Source organism: Lactobacillus sp. PSON (assembly GCF_052615405.1).
In genome coordinates, this window is sequence record NZ_JBQXFW010000003.1 from 41,965 (window position 1) to 68,851 (window position 26,887).

Here is a 26,887-nt window from a genome sequence, read left to right on the forward strand (position 1 = left end):
AACCACAACCACTCTAATATATTTTTCTTTTAACAGTTTAACAGATAAAAGGCACATAAACGAGTTAATCAGAGGTATTTAATTTATGAAAGCTTTGGTTATTACTAAAGATAGACAGGCTCTAAGCGGTTTGAGTGTTGAAGAAATTAATTCAATTCCTTACAAAAACGTTGAGTTTATCGCATTTAAAGACGCTAAAAAAATGTTAGTGATATGGAATAAAATAGTTTATTCCGTTGATGAAAAAACCAAGGTTCTAATTAATAGAATCTGGGACGATGCAGAAAAAGAGGTAACAAAATGAACAATTTACTTGAATGGGCTTTATGGTATCAAGAAAAAGGCTTTGATATTATCCCTACAGTTCCAAACGAAAAACGTCCACTATTCTCTCATAAAGGTAAAACGCCACTTACAAGGTATGAAATAAAAGAGATATGGACTAAGACCCCTAACGCTGGTATTGCCTTAAAGATGGACAATATTTTTAGTATTGATGTGGATACCAAGGAACACAACGGCAAAACTAAAATAGATGGGCTTGCAACCTTTAAAAAGGAGTTTAGGGACAAGTTACCAGCTAAAGACTTTGAAACTCTTACGGCTGTTACTCCTAGTGGTGGCTTGCATTTATATTATTTAAAGCCTAAAGGAAAGATTAATAAAACTAAATCTGCTATCTTTCCCGGAATTGATATTCAAGCAGAAGCAGGCAATATATCAGTATTGCCACCAACTACCATTAATGGGAAACCTTACAAATGGTTAAATAAAAAGCCCATTATTACAGCCCCTAAGGAATTAACAGAGCTTTTAGAAAAAAGGCTATATACCAGTAAGTCATTTATTAAAACTGATTATTCAAAGGTTACTAACCATGTTGGTATATATGAGTTAATCGCCTTTGGTTTAGGGGATGTAGGAAGCCGTAACGACACTTTAACAAGGTTGTTTGGTAGTTTACTGGGTAGGCGTGTAAATGTTAATACAGCTATTCAATTAGCACGTATTGCTAATGATATGACAGCAGACCCACTGTCAGACAATGAAGTTAATAGAACTATTAACTCAATACTTGAAAGAGAACTAGAAAAGAGAGGTAAACAACAATAATGATTGAAGTTCATCAAAATCAAGAAAATTCATATGTTGAAGTTAACCAAGAAAATGTTAAGAAGTTACAAGAGCAACAAAAAAACGCCCCTAATTGGCTTTATATAGACGATAAAGGCAACCAAAAAGTAAACGTTAATAAGTTAGGGCGTGAAATCTGTGAAAAATATAAATTATTTTACTTAAAAGATGGTAGTAGTGAAAAGTTATATTCTTATAACCAAAAATATGGTTACTGGGAAGAACAGCCTAAAAGTATGTTTGATACTATTGCTGCTAAAGAGCTTAGTTACTGGTGGAAACGAACAACCGCCCGAGATCTAGTGGCTTATATTAAAGGACACACAGACCGCAGGCGGGCGCAGGATACTATAAATAAAGTTGATAAAACTGTTTTTAATTTTAAAAATGGTGTATTTAACTGGGATACCATGAAATTAAAAAAACATGACCCTAAATATTACTTTACTAGTGTAGCAGGTATTGAACTAAAAACTCAAGCATCCCCCACCCCTATGACTGATAAATATTTTAATTTGATTTTTGGCGAAAATGCCAAAACAGTTAAGGAATTTATAGGTTGGATTTTTTACCCAAGTTTTGAAGAAATACAAGCTTATATGATTACTGTAGGACGTGGTAACGATGGTAAAAGTACTTTTATTAATAACTGGTTGGTTCCAATTGTTGGAGAAAATAACAGTTCATTTATACCATTAGAAGCTTTAACCAGTAAAAAAGCATCTAAATTCAAGTTATCCGAATTGTTTGGTAAATACTTGAATACTCACGCCGACATATCCCAAGCACCTATTTATTCAACGGCTGTATTAAAAGCCATATCTGGTAACGATAACCAAAACATTGATATTAAAGGCAAAAAAGACTCATATTTTAAGAATTTTGCTAAATTATTCTGGGCTGGTAATGGTTTACCACCTTTTGAAGATAATTCTAGAGGGATGGGCAGAAGACCATTTATAATAGCATTCCATAAAATTGAAGACTTTAAGCATGCCATTAACTGGGATGAAATCAACCAAGAACGTAGCGTATTTATTTATAAATGTATCTTGCTTGCTAGGGATGCTATAAACCATGGTTCTTTAACTGAAACTGATAGCATTTTAAAAGCACGTAATGAATGGGTAGGCAATAACAGCCCTATTAAGACATTTTTAGATGATAACACCATAAAAGCTAAAGGCAATGAGTTAGACGCTACAAAACTTTACAATGTTTACTGTAATTGGTGTGAATTAAATGGGGAACAATATGCCACCAATAGAAAATTTTACCGAGAACTTAAAAATAATTTTGACTTGGTAAAGAAGCACCATCAACCCCACGGCGGTAAACGATGGTATTACATCCCTGATATTGATTTAAATACTGATATTTCAAGGGTACACCCTAAAGATAAAGATGAAACTGGTGCAAAACATTCTAGAATCAATTTTTAAAAAATCACTAAAGTATTGATATATAAGGGGTAAAGCCCTATTGAAACATTGAAACATTTTATTATTAAAGTAATAAATAAATATATAATAGTACCCTTATATATACCCCCCCTATATGTACGGTAGAGAAATTAAAAGTATAGTGTTTCTATTATTTTTATGTTTCATCTTACAGCCCCAAGGGTTTACAGCAATAATAAAAATGTTTCTAAAAGTGGTGCAAGCAAAAAAGAGAGGTAAAACAATGAAAAACTTGAAGCAATTTACATATTTTATAAGCTTTAACAACCTAAACCAATGGTTGTTAGAGCTAGCAGACCAGATTTATTTAGAAGATTGGAAAACAGACAGTAAAACCATAACTGTTTTATATGGTGTCTATTCGGAAAATAAAACCGATAACGAAATATTAAAGATATTTGACCATGCCGATACTTTGGCTGCAGAACTTAGAAAGGCTTAACATGAAAGAACTAGAAAACAAAATGGTATTCTTTATGCAAGATACCTTTAACAGATACGGACAACAAGCAGGTGCTAGGTATATGGCTTGCATGGCTAAATTAGATCTAGAAGCTGAAAGAAGCGATCTACTAGATGAACTAAACACCCCATATGCAACTATAAAGATTAGTGTAAAAGAAGATGGTACACCGACCATAACAACGCAGAACGCAAACGTTAAACATTACTACACTTTCACCGATGACCTACAAATAATTACAGCGTAAAAAAATAACCGCTTAAGCTATTAATTTAGCCTAGGCGGTTTTTATTTATATTGATTTATTTTATTTAACACTATGGTGGCAGATACCTAATAAAACCTAAAAACATATATTTATTACTTATAAATCCTTATTCTTGCCCTTTATATACGCATAAATTAACTCTAGGAGAGATTTTATATTTATCTTGATAAAATACCCACATTTCAGCAAATTCAATTAGAGCGCTGTTTTTTAGTCTTCTTACATGTCTGGTTGAATAACCCAACTCATTAGCTAATTTTAACTCACTTGGTGGCAATGCCATTAAATACATTTTAGTTAATATTATTTTACTGATTTCACTTGTATGGTTAATAGTTTCTTTTATTGCATCTAAAACCCGCATTGCATCCCCCGCAACTATAAAATTTTTAGAGTGATCTATATTAGTGCTTCTACTTCCTACCTTGTCAGTCCTCAAGCTTCCCATGGTACAACCACTTAAATTAATAAACATTGGTATCTTATTTAGCAAGTTTTTAGTATTAATAATAGTTTGCTTATCATCAATTGGTTTTAATACATCTAAAACGTTCATATTTAACCCCTTCAAATAATAATTAACATAATTATTTTACCTTAGTTAAAGGGATGCAACAAAAAAAGAGCGCCCATGTTGGACGCTCACAAAAATCTTAAGAATACATATCTATTATATCAAATTAAAAACCTTTGATTAACCCGTTTATATGCCTATAATTTTGTTACCTTTTTTGTTACTTATTTATTGAAACTAGAAAAAACTTTTATTAACTAGTAAAAACTAAAATCGCTTAAAAACAGTATTAGCAATAATTAATTTTAATTAATGTACCTACTATTAAAACTAATAAAAAACGCAATAATCCAAATAAGAGTTCCTAAAATAAATAATCCGCTTCCAATATACATAGTAATTTTAGATACAATTATAGAATTCAGTCCAATAATGGCTCCAATTAATTGAAGTCCTTCTCCTACAATATACAGTTGCATAAGCTTTTTTCTAGCATTTGTATACTCTAATTTTTTAAAGTTCATTCAATACTCTCCTTTTACTTTTTACTGTATTATAACAAAAACACTGCAACCACAGTTACAGTGTTTTTGTAAATTATTACCTATATTTAATAATTACTTTTGTACCATATGTTACGTGTTTTTGAAGCCACTTTGCATCACTAACGGATAATCTAATGCAACCATGGCTACTTGGTTTGCGTCCTAATTTTCGAGCTTCAGAAGGAATAAACGGCGCTTTCCATGGTCTAGTAGGAACAGTATGGAAAAGATACAATTGTCCAATCCAGCCTACTGGGTAATATGCCTCTGAAAAACGATAAGGGTGATAGTTGTTGGTGTAATAAGTTCCAGTTGGAGTTAAACTTTTGCCATTAATAATGCTACCAGCAGAAGAATACATAGTGTAAACCACTTTTTTACCAGAGCGAATATAAGTACGATTACCATAAATAGATACCCGTAAATTTAGATTCTTTACCTTGTTAAGATTAGGGTATTTTGTCTTAGTCTCACTAGACTTTTTCCAATATGTTCCTTTCATTTTTCTCATATCTTTTGGATCTGTATATGGCTGATATTTTGTTTTTTTAACTGTTTTTACTGAATTCGTATCAGCTGCCAAAACTTGCTTACTTTGTGGAGCAAGAGCAATTAAACCAAAAAGAATCAATAATGAAATAATATATTTTTTCATAAATCAAGTACCTCAAAATTATATTTATGATTTAATTTTAGCATTATTTAGTTAAAAAAATACATGATTTCTTATACAAATTGAAATCATGTATTTCTTATTATATATTAAGATCTTTTACGCTTCTTTACGCCTGCAAGACCAATCATACCAATTCCTGCTGCAGCTGCTCCTAAGATTGCTGCAGAAGTTTCTTCACTATTGTTCTCACCGGTTTGTGGAAGAGTTGTCTTTGTCTTATTTATATTATTACTGTTAGTTGATGTTACTTCTTCATGTTGAATTAAACCAGTTGAAGCTTTTGAAACTTTTACACCATGAGGTTTAACAGTTTTAACCTTATTATTGTTTTGTGAATGTGGACGAACTGTATTTGTTTGATTGTCCTTTTCACTATGTGGCTTAACTGTATCATCTTCATCGGGTTCTTTATTATCTTGCTCATGTGGTTTAACAGTTTCATCAGTCTTTGGTTGTGGAGTATCCGGAACTTCAGGCTCAGTTGGAGTTGTAGGTTCTTCAGGTTCGTCTGGAGTTACTTGAGGATGTGGTTGAGGACTTGGAACATTTGGTTCTGGCTCTTGTGGAGTAGATGGTGTTTCTGGAGTTGTCTTCTTTGTGTAGACTACTTCAGTATCCTTTGTTGGATCTTCTGGGGTTACTGTACTTTGACTTGGTGTGTAACCTTCAATGATCGGAACATTTTCATCTGGTACTACCTTGGTTGGATCGTTTGGATCGTTCTTGTATTGTGGTGTTTCTGCTCCTGGGATTGGGTTATGATCTGGATCCACTGGAACGATCTTACCAATCTTGTGGTAAACAACTACTACATTTGCATTTGGATCATTTGGCGTTACTGTCTTGCCGCCTGCTGTCTTGATCTCTGCAACGTAGCCCTTGATTACTGGAACATTAACTGTACCGAATGTGTAGCTGTTTTCACTTGGTACTCCATCTGTGATTGTAAATGTGTGTGTTTGTACATCTGAATCTCTAAGTGGAGTGTTGTTATTGTCTCCATCTACAAAGGTGATTGTTTGCTTACCTACTACTGTAGTTACTGATGGTTCTGGTGTTGGGGTTACTGGAGTTGTTGTATGTTCTACATAAATAGTTACCACTTGTGAACCTTTGGTGATGTCACTTGGAATAGTTACATCTGGGTTGATCACCTTGTAACCCTTGTTGGTCAAGTTGGTGATTACTTCATTCTTGTTGTAGTCGACCTTTTGACCTACTTTTTGCTCTCCTGAATCGTAACCGTAATCTGGAATATCCTTGCCAGTTGTATTGTCATGGACCTTCACAATTACTTGTCCCTTATCTGCTGGGATTGGAGTGTAGATCACTGGAGTATCTTCACCAGGGTTATCTGGTGTTACTGTTGGTACTTCTGGTGTGTAACCTGGAATACTTGGTACTGGTTCATTTGGTGTTACCTTAGCTGGGTTATTTGGATCTGTTGGGTAAGTTGGGTTATCAACGTTTGGAATCTTATTGCCATTTGGATCAACTGGAACAATATGACCATTTGGCTCGTAGCTTACTACAACTTTGTAACTGTCAGAGTCATGGTTCAAAGTTACGCTCTTGATTGAACTTGTGCCTTCGCCATCTTTACTGATAGAAGTTACGTGGTAATTTTCTACAAATGGAACATTTTGACCAGATACTGTTTGGTCTGGACTCCAAGTAAGTGGTGTTACCCACTTGCCTGTTACCTTGTCCATTACTCCTTGAGCGGTGAAGTGAACTGTTTGTTCTACTGGTGCATGAACTTCCTTACCATTGTCATCTACAAAAGTAATAGTTCTTGTGACATCCTTAGATACATCACCTGATTCACTTGGCCACTTAGGTCCATCTGGATCATTAGGGTTGATTGGTTCACCTGGCTTGCCTGGGTTAGTTGGGTTTACTGGAACTGTATCATGTTCTACGTAAATAGTTACTACTTGTGAACCCTTGGTGATGTCACTCGGAATAGTTACATCTGGGTTGATCACCTTGTAACCCTTGTTAGTCAAGTTGGTGATTACTTCATTCTTGTTGTAGTCTACCTTTTGACCTACTTCTTGTTCTCCTGAATCGTAACCGTAATCTGGAATATCCTTGCCAGTTGTATTGTCATGAACCTTCACAATTACTTGTCCCTTATCTGCTGGGATTGGTGTGTAAATCACTGGAGTATCTTTACCAGGATTATCTGGAGTTACTGTTGGTACTTCTGGAGTATATCCAGGAATACTTGGTACTGGTTCATTTGGTGTAACTCTAGTTGGATCACTTGGATCAGTTGGGTATTGCGGAGTTGGTACATTTGGAATCTTGTTTCCTTCTGGATCAACTGGAACGATCTTACCATTTTCTGTGTAAGTTACTGTAACTTCTGCCTTTAAATTATCTGGTGTTACTGTCTTGCCACCTGCAACTCGCTTATCTGCATGGTATCCATCTACTACTGGTGTCTCCACTGTGCCAAATTCATGACTTGTTACATTCCATGATCCCTTATCAATAATTTCTCCAGTTACATTGTCAAAAGTAATCTTCTTAGTGAAGTCAAAGCTTTGAACATTATCCTTTGGAGTCTTCTTATCTGCTCCTGTGTAGTGGATTGTTTGTGTACCTGTCTTCTTCAAATTGTCTAATCCAGTTCCTTCTGGATACTTAGGTCCATCTGGATTATTTGGATCAATTGGATCTCCTGGGTGACCTGGTTTATCTGGAGTTACTGTAGTAATACCATGTTTAAAGGTTACATAGAATACTTGATCTTCATTATCATTATTATCAAAAATTCTATTTTCACCAAATCCATCAGATAGAAGAACATAGCCCTTCTTAGTTAAACTAGTAATTACACTTTCTGGTGAATAATTAATTTTATCTCCAGCTTCACCTGTTAAATCTTTATCAGTATGAAGAACAATGACATGTTGAGGATCATTAATATCTTGATAAATTACACTCGCATGTTGAACATGATCTGGATTCTTAGTGTAAGTTACAGTGACATTGATATTAGCAGAATTATGAGTAATATTAGTAATCTTCTTAACGTTATTATTACCGTCATTGTACTCATTTGGTACACTTGCAGTATATCCACTAATAGACTTAGTTGGAACTAGATCAAAGCTACCATTATCACTATTTCCATTTACAATCGTCCAAGTTAATGGATTACTTTGATCTACTTCTTTACCATCTTTATCAACAAATTTACCAGTCACTTTATCAAAGTAGCTATTAGCTGTAAAAGTTAATGAATCCTTAACTGTTTGAGGTGTAGCATCACCTGCACCAACATAAGTTACTGTCCTAGTAACAGTCTTAGTTAAATCATTTTCATTAGCTCCACTTGGATAATTTGGACTAGATGGATCTTGTGGGTTTACTGGTTTAGTTGGGTCAAGTGGATTAGTTGGATCAACTGGAATAATTGAATGTCTGATATGAACTACATAATTTTGAGCATCTTTACTTATAATAGTTGGAATATCAGAAACATTTGCATAGCTTACATTACCATTACCAGTTACATTGATAAATTCATAACCTTTATTAGTTAATGTGGTTAAATCATTTTGTACTTTGGGTACGACTTTATTATCTTGAGTACCAACATTTTCTTCACCAGATACATAACCATAACCAGTCAAATCTTGACCAGTTGTGTCATCATGAAAAACTACTGTAATAGTATTTTGAGTGGTAAATACGACATTAACATCTTTAGATGAGTCTGTTGGATCTGGGCTAATTGGTGTTCCAGGTTTGTTTTCTGGATTAAGTGGAACATAGCCATTTGGTACATTTGGAATATTAACTGTAACAACTTTAGTTGGGTCGCTTGGATCTGTTGGGAAAGTTGGAGTTGGGACATTAGGAATTTTATTTCCTTCTGGATCAACTGGAACTACGTGACCATTAGGAACATAGGTAACAGTTACTTCCTTTTCTAAATCATCAGGAGTTACTACTAATCCACCAGCAGTCTTTTTATCAGCATGATAGTTCTGTACAATTGGAGTATTCTTAGTAGCAAATTTATGACTGTTCTCATTCCAACTAGATATAGTAATAATTTTTCCATTTACATTATCAAAAGTTATTTCTCTAGTAAATGTAAATGTTTGAGTATCATCTTTAGGAGTATTGTTACCTGCACCTACATAATGAATAGTTTGAGTTGAAACTCTCTTAACATCTTGTTCACTTGTACCGCTTGGATATCTTGGTCCTGTTGGATTTTCTGGATCAATTGGGTCTCCTGGATGACCTGGTTTATCTGGAGTCACAGTAGTAATGCCATGTTTTACGTGCACAATTACTTGATTCAATCCAGCTGTAATCTTAGTTGGAATCTCACCTTCGGTATTTACATAAACATAACCCTTTTTAATTAAGCTCTGTAAATCATTGTTAGTATTATAACTTACTGGTGTGTCAACAACTTTATCACCACTATCAAATCCAATATTAGGAATATCAGTGTTATCTGTATCATCATGGTACTTAACAGTTACACGACCAACTTCTGGAGCCTTTTCTTCATCATAGTAAACATTAACTGCAAGATTATTTGAATCGGTAGCATTAGCTTCAAAACTCTTAACTGCACCGTTTCCAGCATTATAATCAGCATTATCAATATTAACAAAGTTATAGGTTTTACCATCTTTATTAATTGAAGATTGATCCTTGGTTTGGGCAAAAGTAAAACTATCTCCTGAACCAGTTTTACCAGTAGAAGTTACATAAGTCCAAGTAAGCTTACCATTTTGATCTTTAATAGTACCATCATTATTTAGGTTGACTAATTTACCCGTTACTTTATCAATAATTCCTGAAGCAGTAAAAGTTACAGTATCAACAACTGGGTCACGCAAAACATTACTATGATCAGCAGAGTCAAGATAATTAATTGTACGAGTTACAGTCTTTTCAAGAGCATCCTTTGACAAATCAGGATTATTTGAATCTGGATGGTTAGGATCTACTGGAGTAGTGCCATGACGGAAGTCAACATAAAATACTTGAGAAGCTTTTCCATCTTCGTCCTTAACTCTATCAAAAGCAGCATCTTTGTTGAAACCATCATTTACTAAAACATAACCCTTTTCAGTTAAAGTCTTAATTTCATCAGTAGTTGAATAGTTAATCTTGTTACCAGTAGTTCCAGAAACTTCTGCATGGTTTAGTACTTGATTATTATTATCTAAATCACGATAAATAATATCAGCTTTTTGATTACCATAATAAGTTACAGTAACTACTACATTATTATTAGCTGGTGAAATAGCTTGATTATTAGCTGGTGAAATAGCTTGCTTTTCAATAACTGGCTTATCAACAGATACATAGCCAAGTTTAGTAGGATCTACTGATTTCACTTCTGAAAACTCACCTGAAATTGGAGTCCAAGCACGATCAGCATCCTTAGTATCTACTGCACCGTCATTATCAGTATCATAACCTAAAAGAGTGCCAGTTACTTTATCAACAATGGCAGTACGAGTAAAGTTAACTGTTTGAACTTCTTGACTCTTACCTTCTGGACTACCATTAACTGAATTGCCATATTCATCTACATAATTGATAGTTCTAGTAACTACTTTATTGAGGTCATCTTTAGAAACTCCAGCTGGGTATTTAGGATTATTTGGATTTTCTGGATCAATTGGATCTGTAGGTGTTTTAGGATCATTTGGAGTAACAGGAATAGTACCATGCTTCAAATGAACTTCAAAAATATTCTTAGCGACGTCTTCATTAAACTTTTGACCATCTGCATTAGTAAAGTTATCACTTACAAAAACATAACCTTGCTTCTCATAATCAGCAATTTTATCTTTAGTTGAATAATCAATTGCAAGACCAACTCCACCATTAACTGTATCAGTGGTTAATGGTTTGTTATCAGTATCATCAATATAATTGATTTTGGCAGCTGCAGCTTTTGTATAAACATAAGTCGTAGTGTAATCAAAGCTAGTAAATTTACCACTTTCAGAACCTAATACTTTATCTAAAACATAACCATCAAATTCTTTTCTTTCTGTGTGCCAGTCGCCTTCTGGATACCAATGGTTAGCAGGATCAATACCTTGATTTTTCTGATCAGGATTATTTTTATTAAATCCTAAAACTACAGATTTATCTAACTCGTTACCGTTTTCGTCAACATACTTAACAGTAACATACTTATTAGGAAGGAAGTGAACAGCTGAAGCGATTTCCATTCTGTTCATTTTATCAGTATTCTTGTGATCGTTTAAGATACCTAAGAAGGTATAGCCTTGCTTAGTATATCTATCTTCCATTCTCTTAACACTACCTTCAAAGTCGTTAGTGCCACTACCATAAGTATCGTAGACTAAGTCAATACTTACTCCACCTGGTAAGCTACTCCAGTCACTACCATAATCATGACCAGTTACACTAGCTCCACCACCATCAGGAAGACCTTCTTGAGCATATTTAGCAATTTTTTTATAAGTAAAAGTGATAACCATTGGATTTGGATCATCTTTTGACTTATAAGTTTGATTAATTGGCATTTCAATTGATTTAGGTGAATTTTCAACTAATTCATAGCCTGGAATTTCAATTGCATTTGCTAAAAACTTAGAATCTAGAACATTATCTTTATCACTATAAGCACTCTTAGAGGTGGACCACTTAGATGAATCACTATAAGTAGTTAAAAGATTACCATCGGTATCAACAAATTTAACTACAGTAGGTGATAATTTAGCAAAGTGCAAAGTCATGTCAATATCATGATCGGGTACAACTAAATAGCCAGCCCCACCACCTAATGAAGTGAGGTTTAACTTTTCAAGCTCTTCTGGATTCATTAACTTGTAGCCTTGGAAGTTATAAACTATTTGTTCATTATGGCTACCAGCAGTTCCTTTATAATTATTACTTCTTAAAACTTCTCCAGTAGTATCATCTACTTCTTGAATATTAATAGTATATTCTTTTGCATCTTCCTTAGTATTAGCATCTGTTTGCTTAGAAGAATTAGTGTTAGCTGCCTTACTTACATTTAAGCTGTCTTGTGCTAATTTAGATGTAGCTTTAGTATCAAGATCAGTAACAGTTTTTGTAGTATTTGAATCACTAGTAGAACCTTTTAAACCACTTTTAGCAATATCTATATCATTATCGTTATCGCTTGTAACTGATTGCTTACCTAAATTACCAGATTTTTCTAAATTGGTAGTTTTTTCAACATTTTTACCATCTTGAGCAGCTTGATGAATATCATTAGTGGGATTATTTTTAGTAGTTTGAGCTACTTGTTGAGCTTGATGCTTTTCAGTATTTTGCTTAGCATCTTGAGTTAAGACTTCATTATTACTTTTTTCTAATTCACTCTTAGAATTATTTTCAGCAACTACTGAATTTTTATTAGTATCATTGTTAGTGATATTAGCATCAGCTTCAACAGACTGATTATTTGTCTTTTCAACATTATCATTTACTTTTGATTCAGTAGTTTCATTTGTTGAAGAATCATTTGCTTGAACAACTACCTTATTAACTTGCTGAGTGTTAGCAGATTGATTACTTTCAGTAGCTGCCTTTGCATTATCCTCATTATCATTAGAATCTTGAGTATCAGCGTGAGCTATATTAGTTCCCGCACTAAACCATAAAGTTGTACTCAAAAGAACAGACGCAGCACCAACTGACAACTTACGAATCCCGAAGTGAGCCTGATGATCTGCAGTTGCTTCTATTTTTTGTGTACGGTTATTTTTTGAAACCATTATTCAGCCTCCAATTAACTATTATTCTCATTGTTAGATTACATACATGTCTTAATTTATATCAATTTCATATATGAGTATTGCTTAGTTTGTTATTTTAATAATATAAACTTATTTGTATTAGTTCTGTATGAGCAATACCAAAAATCTTAACATAACAAGCTTTCTGAAAACAATTATAACACTAAAAAACAGTAGTTACCATATAAAAATAACCTTTGTTATTGTAATTTTATTTTTTATTTTTAAGTTTATAATTTAGTAACAAGGTTTTATAAAATTTAATCTTACAAAAAAGTGTTTTGCATAAAATATACAAAACACTTCTCAATTAAACTAAAATAATCTTAATAGACACCTAAACCAATAGCCAAAAAAGTTAAACAAATAACGAACTCAATAACAATTAGTTTCCAGCAAAACTTAAACCACTTATCAAAACCAATATTAACCATCATCAAACTCATTAGAATTAATCCTGTTGGAGCAATTAAAGATATAAATCCTTGTCCCCAATTATAAGCATCAATGATACTTGCTCTATCAATTCCAACTACATTAGCAAGAGGTGCCATAATTGGCATTGAAAGAACTGCTAAGCCAGATGAAGATTGAATAAAGAAACCTAGAATAATATAAACCAAGAACATTACCCAAATAAAAATCAATGGTGGCATCCCACTCACAGCATTACTGAAGAAGTTCATTATAGTATCACTGGTATGACTTTCTTCCATTACAATTGATACGGCTCTTGCTAATCCAATAGTTAAAGCTACTCCTAACAAATCTCCTGCACCATCTACAAAACTTTTAACAAATTGATGTTCGTTAAGTCCTGAAATAAAAGCCATAATATAACCAGCTGCTAAAAAGACAACAGAAATTTCTGTAAAATACCAACCTTGTGACTGAACCCCCCAAATCATAGTAATAAAAGCAATCGCAAATATTAAAAGAGTTAATTTTTGATGCCATGTGAAATTGTAATCCCTAGCCTCTTCATTCATATACTTCTGGTCTTCTTTAGCAAAGTCATTATAAACAAAAGAAGCCTTTGGATTTTTCCTAACTTTATTAGCGTAAATTAATACATATACCATTCCTGTAATAATGCAAACAAGCCACATTACCACTCTAAGTGGTAATGCGTGAGAAAAATTAATTCCTGCAGCATTTGAAGCAATAACCGTTGAAAATGGATTAATTGTCGAAGCCATTGATCCAATACTTGTTCCTAAAAATATTGTAGCAACAACCGTCATTCTATCAAATCCAGCTACCAAAAAAACTGGAATCAATATTGGATAAAACGCCATTGTCTCTTCTGCTAATCCAAATGTTGTACCACCAAGACCAATCAATCCCATAACTAAAATAATTAAGAGGCTCTGTTTACCTTTAATCTTTTTTGATAAAGCAGCCATACCTGAATCAATTGCACCATTCGCATGAACTACTCCAATACAACCTCCTAAAATCAATACAAAAGCAATAATATCAATAGATTGTCCAATACCTTGAACCTGTGAAGTTAAAAACTGTACAATTGCTTGATATAAATTAGGTTTTTTCTGATTGATCTTTTCATAAGAGTTAGGAATTGCAACTGGTTTATAAATTGTTCCATCCTTAAATTTATTTATACTGATTTTAACTTTATATTTATTAAGAGTTTTCTGTGTAGCGGCTTCTTTTATTTTCTTTCCACTGGGTTTTGTAATAGTAAAATTATTACTATCATTATTATATTGAATAGTCGCATAATTCCCCGCCGGAATAAAGAAAGTTAAAATCTGTACTAATAATAAGACAAGGATTACAACTGTATAAGCAGTTGGAAACTGATGTTTCTTTTTCCGTTTTTTAACGTTTTTCATAATTAAACCTTCATTCTATTATAAACAAGAACTATTTAGGTTTATTTTACTATGAAAGCGCTTTTGTGTAAAATACAAAAAGAAATACCTACCCAATATAATTTAGGCAGGTATTATATTTAATTCACTCTCGCAATTTCGTCACGAACTTTAATATTAACTGTATCTAAGCCTGGTGTTTGTCCATGTAGATTAAAGTTGAGTTTTACTTCAGGTCTGAACAATAATACATGCGTTGAACCGCCGAAATGAAACATTCCTAATTGCTCACCCTTTTGAACGTGTTGACCAACTCTAACTGTAATTTCATTATTAGATACATCCCCCATTCCTACAGCAACAAAACACATCAAGCCAATCTTAGGATTATCTGCTTGAATAAAGATTACAGCTCTAGTAGCAGTAGAAGTGAGAAAAGCTTGTGAATCATTAGCTGCAACTGGGTCAGCTCCTCTAGGATTTTCAAAACCTTGACTAAGAGCTTCACCATAATAACTTCCAGGTAAATTGTATGCTTTAACTATTTTTCCACTAACTGGACTATTCCAACGATGATAACTTAATGCACTAAGAAACGCCTGATAAAGTGTTCCTCCTTCAAACTTAGCAGTCCATGGATCATTATGAAGTAAATCCATTAAAGAATAAGGTTGACCTTTTATCCAAAACTTAGCCTTTAATGGTAAATTATGAGCTACTCTATATGGTGCTGATTCGCAAGCGTTGACAATAACATCATCATCTTGAGGAGCTGCAACTGGTCTAATGCCGGGATTAAATACTCTAGTAAAGAAATCATCCCAAGAAGTAAAGCCTAATTTTTGTGCTGGATCTGAATTTTTGCAAGCAAATATTTCTTGAAAATTATCTCCTTTTGCTTCTTTAGCCATTTCTTGTAAAGCATTTGCAGATAACCATCCTTTTTCAGAAGTATTTAAAACATAAGAAGAATCAGAAGATTGTAAATACTTTCCCCAATAATCTAATATCCCCTTCATCTTTTCATTAACTTCAGGGTTATTAAAAACAACATATCCAGCTTTAGTTCCCATTGGATAATCAAGTACTGCATTAATTGGTGTCCCAACTAAACCAGTAGTATTAAACTCAGGCGCATGTTGGATTATATGATTAAGAACTCGCAACAATTGATGAACGTCTCTAACTTGGGGAGTTCCTGCAGGAGTGTCGACATCCTTCATTGGAATTTCATCAAACATCATTTGAAATAGGTTCCAAATATAGTGATTATTTTCTATTAAATCTTTTAATTCCTTAACTGGTGGTAATAATTTTTGATTTTCTTCTAGCTCAGCTTCCTTAAGAACTTTCTTAACCCATTTATTTTGAAATTCTTGATCACTAGGAAGCCACTTACCCACATTAAATTTATGTCTTGTCATTATTTTTCACTCCTTTTTAAACAATTATCTACTTTAAGGATAATTCTTTGAGAAAATGGTTTCAAAGAATTACACTTACCTTTCAATAAAAAGAACACCGATTAAAAATCGATGTTCTTTTATTAGCTATTTATCTTCATGTTTCTTTTTGTGAGTAGCAGCTAATCCAAAAATTCCTAAACCACTAAATAAACTACCAATTGCAGCAAACAAGTTATTTCTTTCACCAGTTTGTGGTAATTGCTTACCTTTATTCTGAGTTAAATTTCTATGTTTATAAATGGCTCTACTATTATATTCAACTGTCTCATTATTATAATTTCTGTGAGAAATTGATTCAGTCCATTTAGGAGAAATTGTCTTTTTAACATTTTTATGTATAATTACATTTTCATGCTTTTTAGACTTAACTGGATGCTTTTTATTTTGTTTTACTACTGATTTATTATTTGTAGTTGGAGAAGGTATTGGTGTAGGCTGTGGTTTTTTATTATTTGGAACTACATCTGGAGATGGCGTTGGAGTTACATTTGGAGTATCTGGAGATGGTGTTGGAGACGGAGTTGGAGTTGGAGTTGGTTCAGGTTTTGGTTCGAGATTAGAGTCATTACCAGAATTATTGCTATTATCAAAGCTATCACTATTCTTGATGTAGTTAACAGTAATAGTAATATTTTGAGTATTGTTTGTGACAATTTGTTCATTAATTTTAAGCGGATTTGTAGTATAGCCATCAACTTGCACTGGAACAAATTCATCCCACTTAGAACTTGACCATTTATTATATGTTATTTCTCCAGTAACCATATTTTTAATTCCAGTTCTTTCAAGTTTAGCCACTTGAGTAACCTGTTTATCTCCTGTTGGCAACTTCATAATAATTGTTCGAGTTACGGACTTGGTATCAGTTATATTCTTTAGTTCAGGAGTAATTAAAATCTTAGTAATGGTATTTTCAATCTTAATTTTATCTGGTAATTTCTCACCCTTAGGTAAAGTCCAATTATTTGGCAACTTTCCGTTGAATACAGTATCTTCGTGAAGATTACCTGTAATAGTTTCTTCTTTAATTATATCTCCATCAGAATCTACATATTGAATAGTTTGCTTACCAGTTTCAGGTTCAACAGCCTTTACAATATAGTTATCTTTTGCAGGAGTATAAATTACCTTGTAGTTATTACCCAAAAGCTTTTGTAGTGCCTCTTGTCCACCTTTAAAGTTAACACTAAATGTACCACTAGTTGTTTGTGCAGTTGGTGCTTTTCCACTAAATTCAAAGTCAGAAGTGTTAACCACTGGTGCAACCCAGCCTTCAGGCATTTTTTGATTACCAAAATTCAAACTATAAATATTATCCGGAATAACAGTTGTTCCTGATTCTACTGTAGCAATTCCATCAGTAGTAATAGTAACTTCAAATGGATTAATAGTATAAGTAAATTCGCCACTAGGTAAATTCTCAATCTTATAGTTAGGATTGTGGTTAGCTCTTAATAAATTCAACCCCTTTTGATTTAACTTAAGTGTATAAGTAGCAACATCAGTTGGAACATGATCAAGTTTTTTACCATTTAGATACCAGTCAAAATCATCAAAAGTTAGACCTTCAGTATTCAAAACTTGACCATTAACAATACCATCAGCACTCAAACTTTTAACTACAGTAGAAATGTTCAAATCATTCTCTCCATCGAATGTTTGATCAGATTTTCCATTTTGAGTAAGGCTTATCTCTTTAGGCGTAATAGTTATTTTAGCTGAACCACTTAAGTCATCTTTAGTTAATTGATAATTTCCTACTAAACTATTATCACGATTAATTTTTTCAATTAGATTAGCTAGAATCTTATCTTTATTAAGTTCTAACTTATAAGTACCTACGTTGCTTGGAGCAACATTATCATCTGTCTTCCAAATGTAATCTCCATTATGAAGCCAGTAATTAATTATCTTAGTGTCATTACCAACTTTAATTGAAATTGCAACCTTAATTCCATAACTATTTAATTCTTGACTAGTAACAGCTTGACCATTATATATTATGGTTCCATTACCACTTAACACAGCTTTAGCACTTGCTTTATAAATCGTATAAGTACCAATTGAATCATTAAAGTTAATCTTAGACCAATTAAGATCCTTTTCATTAACTGCTTTAATTTTATCAATACCAGCTTCTGTCAATACAACCTTATAAACACCCGCTGCAGATGGCGCTGAATCAAAAATCGTTCCATCTTGACGAATAAACTTATAATCATTTGAATCAAGTGTAACTTCACTTGCTCCTGGAGCAGTAATTGTTACAGTTGGCTGATAATTAGCAATCGGAGTGCCATCATAAATTTTAGCTGCATTACCAGTATGACTAAAGGAAATTTCATTATTAGTTACATCAACTTTACTGATTATAACTTTACCTGTACCACTAAATTTATAATCATAATTCTGATTTAATTTACTAATAGCTTCCTTAGCTTGCTTAGTCAAAGTAACTTGCCAAGTACCTGCATCTATATCTGCATTAGTTGCTGAATCAACGTATTGGAGATCACCATCTTGAAGCTTATATCTTTCACCGTTATCCAAAGTAACAGTAAACTTACTTGGATCAATAGAAATTTTATTTCCATTATAAGTAGCTAATTGACTACCATCAAGAACTACTTCGGCAATCTTTTTATCAATTGTAAATTTAGCACTTCCTGATAAATTATCTAAAGAAATTATTACATTAGGTTGCTTATCTTGTCCTAAACCTTCACTTGCATTAATAGCTTCTTGCAAATGAGTTAAAATCTGTTTTTTATTAAGTTGTAATGTATAACTACCAACATTTTCTGGAGCAGTTTTATCTTCAGTATTCCAAATATAGTCACTTGGTTGAAGTTTATATTTAATTGTCTTATTTACACCATTAAGTGTTATATCTACAAAAATGTTACCTCCATTGTTTAAGTCAGCTGAAGTTACTGTTTGACCATTATAAATCATGCTATTTTGACCACTTAAAGTAGCTTTAGCTTCAGAAGCAACAATCTTGTAAGTACCAATAACTTTATTTGCTTTTGACCAATTAAAGTTAGGATATTCTGCTTTTAACTTTTCAATTGCTTCTTTAGTCAAGACTACATTGTAACTACCAACGTCAGTTGGAGAACTGCCGTTTTCAAATTGAAGCGAACTTCCATTTAAATCTCCAATTGTAATATCACTAGCATTAGAAGTAATCGTAATTGTATAATCACCTGCCTTAATTTCAGCAGGTTGACCATCATAAATCTTTTGCTTTTGATTGTTTGCTGTAATTGTAATATGCGGAGTTGAGGCTTGAACTACAAAAGTTGCAGTTGATGTTAGTTTATTAAAATCATAATTAGGATAATCTTTATTAAACTTTCGCTTAAGATTTTCAAGTCCTTGAGCCGATAATTTTACATCAAATACTCCAGCTGTAGTTGGAACTCCAGCAGTAAATTCTAGGTCACCTTTTTGTAAAGTATATTCTAAAGTTTTACCATTATTAGTAATCAAGCTAATTGTATATTTATCTAAATTGTCATTTAAGCTAATTGGATTACCAAATATTACATTTGCTGGAGAATCATTATTAGCATTTGCTATTTTTACACTAACTGGCATCGCTTCAACCACAAAGGTTGCATCGTTTGCAATGATTTTTGACCATTCATAATTATTTACATTACCTACTTGAGTTAGAGAAACAATCTTATCAATCACCGACTTCTTCAATAAGACTTTGTATTCGCCAACATGGAGAGGATTATTAGTAGTAGAAGTATTAATTTGTAAATCAGCTGAAGTCAATGTAAATGTTAATGGTTGATTAGTATTTGGATTTAATACTTGATGATTCAAACTATCTAAAAAACTAATAGTAAATTTATCAGGAATAATTGTACTATCTTCCCCATAACGAATTACTTGACTGCCAGTTAATTCAATATCTGCATCAAGTGGCGTAATAATATATTTACCATTGTTATTTTCTGGAACAACAATATCATCTTGATCTTGTGTATTATCGAATTTATTTGTTGTTCGAGGATTAATTGTAGTTCCTTCAAAATTATAATCAGGGAAAAGGCTCTTTAGTTTTTCAATTAAGTTCTTAGTTACCTTGACATCATAACTGCCAACATTCTTAGGTAAACCACCATTTTCATATCCAGCAATAACTAGATAATCATTTTTATTTCCACTAATACTATCCCAATTTATAGAAACTGGCGTACCACTGTCTGTGTCAGTAAGTTGAACTATAAAATTATGATAATCTAATGGTTTATTAGTAGTATAAGGTGCAGATTGAGAACCGCTTAAAGTAACTTTAGCTTTACGAGCATCAATAGTAAAAGTGGCAATAATATTATTCCCATTTGTGAAGGTATAGTTTGAATCCCTATTTTGGTTATTGAGTCTTTTAATTGCTTCAGCAGTTAACTTAATGCCATAAGTTCCAGCATGCACTGGCAAGCCACCATTATCAATAATTTCAACCCATTTACCAGAACTATTCTTTTGATAATAAACCAAATCACTATCACTTAATTGAAGTGCAGTTACACCATCTGGTTTAGTATTTTCACCAGCCCAAATCATGCTAATCTGATCCATTTGATCGGTAGGTACTCCTTGAGCAATACCATTATCCCAGTTATTTGCTTCATGTTCATAAATACTGTGAGTAGTACCAGTAATATTAACAGACATATCTTTAGCAGTTACATCAAAGTTTGCTTGCGGAGCCAATTCATTCCAATTGTAGTTATTTGGATCAAGAGCTTTAATATTGTTGATTCCTTGCTCAGTTAAAACAACCTTATAAATACCTTTATTAAGAACCTTTTGATTTGGAGCAAAAGCAATATCGCCTTGTTTCAAGGTATAAGTTAAGGTTTGACCATTATTAGTTGTAATCTTGATACTATAATGTCCAGAAGTTAAATCATTATCGTTATATTGGCTTCCTTTGTAAGTTTTACTTTCACTACCGCTTAATTGATAGTTAGCAGTAGCTTTTTTAACTATTAAAGTTGCTTGACTATTATCATAATTATATTCATATTGTTCAGCATCTATAGCACGAATATTAGCCAAACCTTCATCAGAGAGTTGTAACTTATAAAAACCGGCATTAATATGATTAGAATTCATGAACTTTAAGTCACTTGGCTTTAAATTATAAATCTTACCATTGCTCAAAGTCACAGTAATCCCTTTAACAGTTCCATCATCATTAGTTGGAATTGTAGCTTGGCTGCCATTATAAATGACACTACTTTCTCCATTTAAAGTAATCATAGCTTGGGCCTTTTCAATATTATAGTGACCTTCACCACTTGATACCCAATTATAGTTACTATTAGCTGAGATAGCATTTTTAATCTTTCCCAAACCATTTTCATTAAGTTTTACATAGTAATGACCAACTGCTGTTGGAATAGTAATAATGTTACCTTGAGCGTTTACCAAAACATAATCCTGAGCTGTTAACTTAACTGAACTAGGAACAGTAATTGAGAGATTATTATTAGTCGAAATTTTTTGATTAAATCTAGTTGGATCAATTGCTACTTGATTACCTGTCCAAGACATAGTCTGTTCACCAGTAGTATTGATAATAGCTTGAGCTTTTTCAATAATAAAAGTATATTTTCCAGATTTAGTAAAGATATAGTTGTGATTATGACTAGCTAACTCTGTTAAAGCAGTATCTGTCAAAGTTAAAGTATATGTACCTGCATTTACTGGATTCGGTTTTAATACTTGTCCCTGAGAATCACTCCACTCAAAGGCATTTGCTGTTAAATTATCAATAACAATATTTGCTCCTTGTGTTGGCACTCCCGTGAGAATAGCATTTCCATCTTTCCCTACTGTAACGCTCGGCTTAACTTCAGTACCGTTATAAATCTTAAAACCATCCCCGTGAAGATCAATATTAATACTTGCTGGAATAATCTTATACTCACCATTTACATTATAATTATCAGCCCATGAAATATTATTTACATTTTGACTAATAATTTTATCCAGTCCTAATTTAGTTAAACGTACTCGATAGCTACCTACATCAACAGGAGCAGTGGAAGTCCAAGTTCCACTTACATTAAATTCAAAATCTCCTTTAGTCAAAGTTATATCATTTACACCTGGAGCAGAAATGGTAACTTTTGGTGAGTATTGACTAATTGGAGTACCATCATAAGTTTTAGAAGCCGAACCATTAATTGAAACTGTAGGAAGAGCCTTATTAATAATTAATTTTGCATTTTGGCTAATATTTGGCTTTCCGTTAATTAACCAGTTATAATTTCCATTCCCCAGACTCGTTATATGACTAATACCTTCATTAGTTAATTGAATTTCGTAAGTTCCAGCATTTTTCAGTGTTACAACTTGGCCATTTTGAATAAATTGGTAATCACCACTTTGTAAACTATAAGTTAGTTCAGGGTTAGCTTGAATTATAACTTTGATATTATCACTAGATACATTAGTTATATCTTGGTTATTATAAGTAACTTCTTCTAAACCAGTAAGGGTAATAGAAGCTGGAGCAGGAATAATATTATAAATTACATATGAGGTCTTAGGATCATATTTAAAAGTAAAATCAGGTGCAGCATTCTTCAGCTTGTTCAATCCATTTTGGTTCAAGATGATATGGTAACTTCCAACATTAGTTGGAACCGCAATAGGTTCTCCTTCATCATTTGCAAATGAATAATCACTAGTATCAAACTTAACATTTTTAACAGCATCTGGAATAATTATATGACTATCTGCTGGAGTGATTAAATCTGTAATATCATCAGGAATTATAGCTCCTTGGCCATTATAAACTTGATTAATTTCTTGATGATTAATTGTAACATCAGCAGAGTTTTTTACATAATTAATAGAAACATTCGAATTCTTAGTTGTGCTAGTTACAACTACTTCTGGAATTGTTGAGGATTCTGAACCATCAATTATGATATATGGAGTGTAACCTGTAACAACGGGGATATTGCCGTCATAGTTTGACCATATTCCAGTTGACCAGCCTCCAAATATAACTCCAGTATCATCAGAATTTACATATGGGCTTCTATTTAATGTTACTGCTTGGGTACTTGTAGTTGACGTACTCTCTGGATAGTTAACCGTAATTTTACGAGTAATTGTCTTTTGAAGAATGTTATTTGATACATAATAGGTTGTAATATTATTACGCATATAAACAATTCCAGTATCCGAAGTAAAAATAGTGTTGGAATTAAGATTCGGATTGCCTAGCATACTAGTATCAAATTTCCCATCTTGACCAAGATAAACATGTGTATATCCAGCTCTAATAGGAAGATTTACGCCCCATGAAGATGATGGAGTTTCTGGCATCTTCCAATGAGTTCCAGAAATAATGTGAAATCCTGGTGTATCCTTATCTCCAGCATCCTGATTCCACTTCCAATCACCATAGGTAACTTGACCAGTATTTTCATCATAATTAATTGCTTTTTTATTATAGAAAACTTCAATTTGTTCTGATGGAATTAAGTCTCCTGTAGCCTGACCTTGATCATTAACAATCTTGTAGTTTTCAGTAATTGTTCTTGTTTGTGTTTCAATAGGTAAGTACCAAACAGTATGAACAGGACGTGCCTCATAAGTATCTGCAGTTGGAGTATAAGCAGTAGAATTACCATTAATATCTGAAGTACCCTTATTTACATAGGTAGGAAAAGCAAATGCATTTGTTGGAACAGTGCTTTGACTAGTCTTAGTCCAAGCAGTAAATCCATCAAGAGTTGGTACATCTGCAACTACTGGATTCCATGTAGTTGGCAAGCTAGTCCATTTACCTGAAACAACTTTATAACCATTGCTATAACCATCATTACTCTTAGTACTGTCCCATTGCCAATTTCCATAAGTAATATTTCCAGTAACCAAATCTTTAATAGCACTGCGAGTGTAAAATACATCTAAAACCGCTGATTCAGTAGCTTTACTATTTCTTGTATGAATAATATTACCTTGATTATCTCTGACATCTGTTCCATATACATAGTTAACAGTTGCTGTACGAGTTTGCTGAATTTCAGCTTGAGTAGGATCAGTAATTTTTTCGGTTTTATGAATTAAATAGACATTTGCATACTGAATTCCATTCTCATCTTGCTCATTGACTATTTTATAAGTTAATGTTGTATTACTTATTCCACTTTGATTAGGTTTTAATTCATAATTTTCAGGGATAGATAAGTTAAATGTTACATCACTACCAATTTCGCCAATTTTAAAACCATCAGCAATAGAAACTAGCTTATCATTTTCATCGCTATCTAAATATCTAACTTTTACTTCACGTTGATTTTTACTTAATGCTGCTGTATTTAAGACTGCATCAATAGTAGCAGTACTTCCACCTGGTAAAGTAATTTTTATTTGAGTAGTTTTAGTCTGACCTGGCGCATCCATGGTAATCTTACCATCTTTGGCATCTCCACCAACAAATTCAAAAGTAGTGCCTTTTGGCCAATCAGCACTCGTTGGATTAGTTCCATATGTTAATTGTTTTAAATATGCATCTTTTAACTCATTTGCAGTATAACTTTGTGGACCATTAGAAATATCAACAGTCTTTTCAATATTTTTTGGAATATTAATACTATAAATATCAACTGGCATATTTACCCATTGTGTTGGTGAATAGGTAATATTAGTGCCACCACTTCCCCAACCAAACTGATTCCTTGATAGGTTAGGGTTATATTTTTGCAGCAAAGTTGATAAATCACTCTTTGGCATGACTGAATTTGCAGAAAAGATATCAGGGATAAAGCCATTAGCAGTGTCGCTGCCTTCACCATAAGTCAAATTAAGATCAGTTGTATATTTTCCAAGGCTAGGAAGTCCAGCTATTATATACATTGGATTTGTAGAAACTTTACTAAATTTGAAAGCAGTTAGTGAAGTTGTTTGTCCATTGGCTAAAACAATTTTAGAAAATGCATCAGCTAGCTCCTTATCGTTCATATTATTCAATTGCTTGATAATATCTTGTTTTATCACAACTGGATTATTTTGATTAGGGTCTTTAAAGATATATATTGGATTATGAGTGGGACTGTCGATCCAGTTAAGTTTTACTGGTAAAGCTGGTGAATCAGTCAAAATCTGTGGAGTTGATGAGGTAGTAACTAATCGAACTGTAATTTCTTGAACGGGATTATCAACCGTTCCAAAATTCCTCGTTCCAGATGATACGTACAGATTGCCACCCAAAGCAAAATATTTCAAAAAGTCCTTGTAAAAGTAGCGTCCAATACCACTGCCACCGCTACTTAAGCTATCATAATTTTTAGAAAACCATGGCCATTGAAATTCAACAGTATTACTGCTAGCAGCACTAGCCGTAGTTATTTTTTGAACATTTATAACAGGCTTTTCAGAAATGGGCTCCAATGTTTGTACTAAATACGGTACCTTTACCTCGTATGGTGAACCGATAACAGTCATACCATCTGCATTCCCGTTATCTGTAACTTCTACCGTCAAATCATGAAAACCAATGGTTGAGGTATCTGGATTGCCAACAATTTTAGCAGATAACGCTACTCCCATACTATCATGGCTTGGAATAATTGAATTAGTAGCATTATTATTAAAAATTGCTGTATTGTTAATATCTAGTGCGTCAAGGCTGATTTTATCGCCAACTTTAGGTACATACAAAAATCCAGTTTGATTTTGATTGGCTTGCAAGTTAGCATTAGCTGCAACACGCGCAACACCTATAAAGTAGGCAGTTACGCTTTTTTTCTTTTGGTCAGGATAAGTAACAACAATATTACCACTAAGTTGCCCGCCAGAAGTTATATCATCATCGGTGATAGTTGTAGGTCCATCCCAAGATATCTTACCTCCAGCAGCTTTAATTGCATCACTATTAGTTAAAAATTTGGATGCAATTTCACCCATATCGCTTCCTTGAACAACATATCCAGCATATGCATTTTGATTAAATGCGCTATTGAGCTCTGGAGTAGGTAACTCTGTTGCTGTTTTTGATTCTTTTAAACTTTTAGTTAAGTCTTTTGAATTAGCTGCCAAAGTTGGCTTTACATTTAAATCATTAGTACTAATATCATTAGCTTTATTGGGAGCTTTTTCAATAGCTTCTTTATGTTGAGTATTGTTAGAAGGTACAGCTGTTTTTATATCTTTTTGAGAAGTTGTATTTTTAGTTTCTTGAGAAAGCTTTTGAGAGTCAGATTTAAGATTGGTAGTTTTAGTGTTATCAACATGCTGTTTATTTTCAGTATCATGTTGAGGAACATTTTCTTTTACTAAATTTGTATTTGTTTTACTCTTTGTATTACCAGTAGCATCTGTACTAGTTTTTTTATCATCTGTAGCTTTACTTTTTTGGGTTTGTGTACTATCAGAAGAATTAAGTGATACTTCTTTTTTCTGTAGTGTTTGATTAGCTGCAGTTGTATCTTCTTCAGTTTCAGGAGATGCAGATGCATTATCATCTGCATGAACAACCTGATTACTATTCATTGTTAAAAACAAAGTAGACAATAATACTGAACAAGTTCCTACAGTTAATTTTCGAATACTAAATCTTTGTTTAGTATCACAATTCTTTTTACTATATACCATCTTTCTCATCCTTTTATATTTTAAAGATTTACCTAATCTTGCTTTCATATCTTTGAATATTGATACATATATTATAGTTCTTTTAAGAA

12 protein-coding genes are annotated in these 26,887 nt (G+C 32.9%); 5 read left to right on the top strand and 7 right to left on the bottom strand.

Features of this window, described 5'->3' with window-relative positions; genetic code table 11:
• Window positions 1-85 precede the first annotated feature (85 nt).
• The 5 genes from ACTHPI_RS02150 (at window position 86) to ACTHPI_RS02170 (ending at window position 3,307) form a co-directional block, all read left to right on the top strand.
• Window positions 86-304, top strand: coding sequence for a hypothetical protein (locus ACTHPI_RS02150; RefSeq protein WP_445352538.1), 219 nt, complete (start codon window positions 86-88; stop codon window positions 302-304).
• Window positions 301-1,113 carry a bifunctional DNA primase/polymerase gene (locus tag ACTHPI_RS02155; RefSeq protein ID WP_445352539.1) on the top strand — a complete coding sequence of 271 codons (813 nt, stop codon included), beginning with the start codon at window positions 301-303 and terminating at the stop codon, window positions 1,111-1,113. The genes ACTHPI_RS02150 and ACTHPI_RS02155 overlap by 4 nt, the downstream gene beginning before the upstream one ends.
• A complete protein-coding gene (locus tag ACTHPI_RS02160; RefSeq protein ID WP_445352540.1) occupies window positions 1,113-2,576 on the top strand; it encodes a DNA primase family protein in 1,464 nt (487 codons plus the stop codon). Before ACTHPI_RS02155 ends, ACTHPI_RS02160 begins: the two co-directional genes overlap by 1 nt.
• 244 nt (window positions 2,577-2,820) lie before the next feature.
• Window positions 2,821-3,039: a hypothetical protein gene (locus ACTHPI_RS02165; RefSeq protein ID WP_445352541.1), complete on the top strand. Its 219-nt coding sequence runs from the start codon at window positions 2,821-2,823 to the stop codon at window positions 3,037-3,039.
• Between the two features lies 1 nt (window position 3,040).
• The gene (locus ACTHPI_RS02170) at window positions 3,041-3,307 is read left to right on the top strand and encodes a hypothetical protein (protein ID WP_445352542.1); all 267 of its coding nucleotides are present in this window, start codon (window positions 3,041-3,043) and stop codon (window positions 3,305-3,307) included.
• Window positions 3,308-3,434: 127 nt separating this feature from the next.
• Here ACTHPI_RS02170 and ACTHPI_RS02175 read toward each other — a convergent pair whose 3' ends face one another.
• The 7 genes from ACTHPI_RS02175 to ACTHPI_RS02205 form a co-directional block, all read right to left on the bottom strand.
• Entirely contained in the window at window positions 3,435-3,884 is a 450-nt protein-coding gene (locus ACTHPI_RS02175) for a hypothetical protein (RefSeq protein ID WP_445352543.1), read from the bottom strand.
• Between the two features lie 263 nt (window positions 3,885-4,147).
• Window positions 4,148-4,366 (bottom strand): hypothetical protein, encoded by a 219-nt coding sequence (locus ACTHPI_RS02180; protein ID WP_445352544.1) that lies wholly within the window; start codon window positions 4,364-4,366, stop codon window positions 4,148-4,150.
• Between the two features lie 76 nt (window positions 4,367-4,442).
• Entirely contained in the window at window positions 4,443-5,042 is a 600-nt protein-coding gene (locus tag ACTHPI_RS02185) for a L,D-transpeptidase (protein WP_445352545.1), read from the bottom strand.
• 107 nt (window positions 5,043-5,149) lie between these two features.
• Entirely contained in the window at window positions 5,150-12,832 is a 7,683-nt protein-coding gene (locus tag ACTHPI_RS02190; RefSeq protein ID WP_445352546.1) for a mucin-binding protein, read from the bottom strand.
• Between the two features lie 347 nt (window positions 12,833-13,179).
• A complete protein-coding gene (locus tag ACTHPI_RS02195; RefSeq protein ID WP_445352547.1) occupies window positions 13,180-14,712 on the bottom strand; it encodes a YfcC family protein in 1,533 nt (510 codons plus the stop codon).
• Window positions 14,713-14,831: 119 nt separating this feature from the next.
• Window positions 14,832-16,115 (bottom strand): phosphatidylserine decarboxylase family protein, encoded by a 1,284-nt coding sequence (locus ACTHPI_RS02200; protein ID WP_445352548.1) that lies wholly within the window; start codon window positions 16,113-16,115, stop codon window positions 14,832-14,834.
• Between the two features lie 126 nt (window positions 16,116-16,241).
• Window positions 16,242-26,798, bottom strand: coding sequence for an MBG domain-containing protein (locus ACTHPI_RS02205; protein ID WP_445352549.1), 10,557 nt, complete (start codon window positions 26,796-26,798; stop codon window positions 16,242-16,244).
• Between the last annotated feature and the right edge of the window lie 89 nt (window positions 26,799-26,887).

What these genes read in the sequence shown, in the direction of transcription:
- ACTHPI_RS02155 (WP_445352539.1), top strand. Translation starts at nt 301, where the DNA reads ATGAACAATTTACTTGAATGGGCTTTATGGTATCAAGAAAAAGGCTTT.
- ACTHPI_RS02195 (WP_445352547.1), bottom strand. Translation starts at nt 14,712, where the DNA reads ATGAAAAACGTTAAAAAACGGAAAAAGAAACATCAGTTTCCAACTGCT.
- ACTHPI_RS02180 (WP_445352544.1), bottom strand. Translation starts at nt 4,366, where the DNA reads ATGAACTTTAAAAAATTAGAGTATACAAATGCTAGAAAAAAGCTTATG.
- ACTHPI_RS02170 (WP_445352542.1), top strand. Translation starts at nt 3,041, where the DNA reads ATGAAAGAACTAGAAAACAAAATGGTATTCTTTATGCAAGATACCTTT.
- ACTHPI_RS02175 (WP_445352543.1), bottom strand. Translation starts at nt 3,884, where the DNA reads ATGAACGTTTTAGATGTATTAAAACCAATTGATGATAAGCAAACTATT.
- ACTHPI_RS02190 (WP_445352546.1), bottom strand. Translation starts at nt 12,832, where the DNA reads ATGGTTTCAAAAAATAACCGTACACAAAAAATAGAAGCAACTGCAGAT.
- ACTHPI_RS02205 (WP_445352549.1), bottom strand. Translation starts at nt 26,798, where the DNA reads ATGGTATATAGTAAAAAGAATTGTGATACTAAACAAAGATTTAGTATT.
- ACTHPI_RS02185 (WP_445352545.1), bottom strand. Translation starts at nt 5,042, where the DNA reads ATGAAAAAATATATTATTTCATTATTGATTCTTTTTGGTTTAATTGCT.
- ACTHPI_RS02200 (WP_445352548.1), bottom strand. Translation starts at nt 16,115, where the DNA reads ATGACAAGACATAAATTTAATGTGGGTAAGTGGCTTCCTAGTGATCAA.
- ACTHPI_RS02150 (WP_445352538.1), top strand. Translation starts at nt 86, where the DNA reads ATGAAAGCTTTGGTTATTACTAAAGATAGACAGGCTCTAAGCGGTTTG.
- ACTHPI_RS02160 (WP_445352540.1), top strand. Translation starts at nt 1,113, where the DNA reads ATGATTGAAGTTCATCAAAATCAAGAAAATTCATATGTTGAAGTTAAC.
- ACTHPI_RS02165 (WP_445352541.1), top strand. Translation starts at nt 2,821, where the DNA reads ATGAAAAACTTGAAGCAATTTACATATTTTATAAGCTTTAACAACCTA.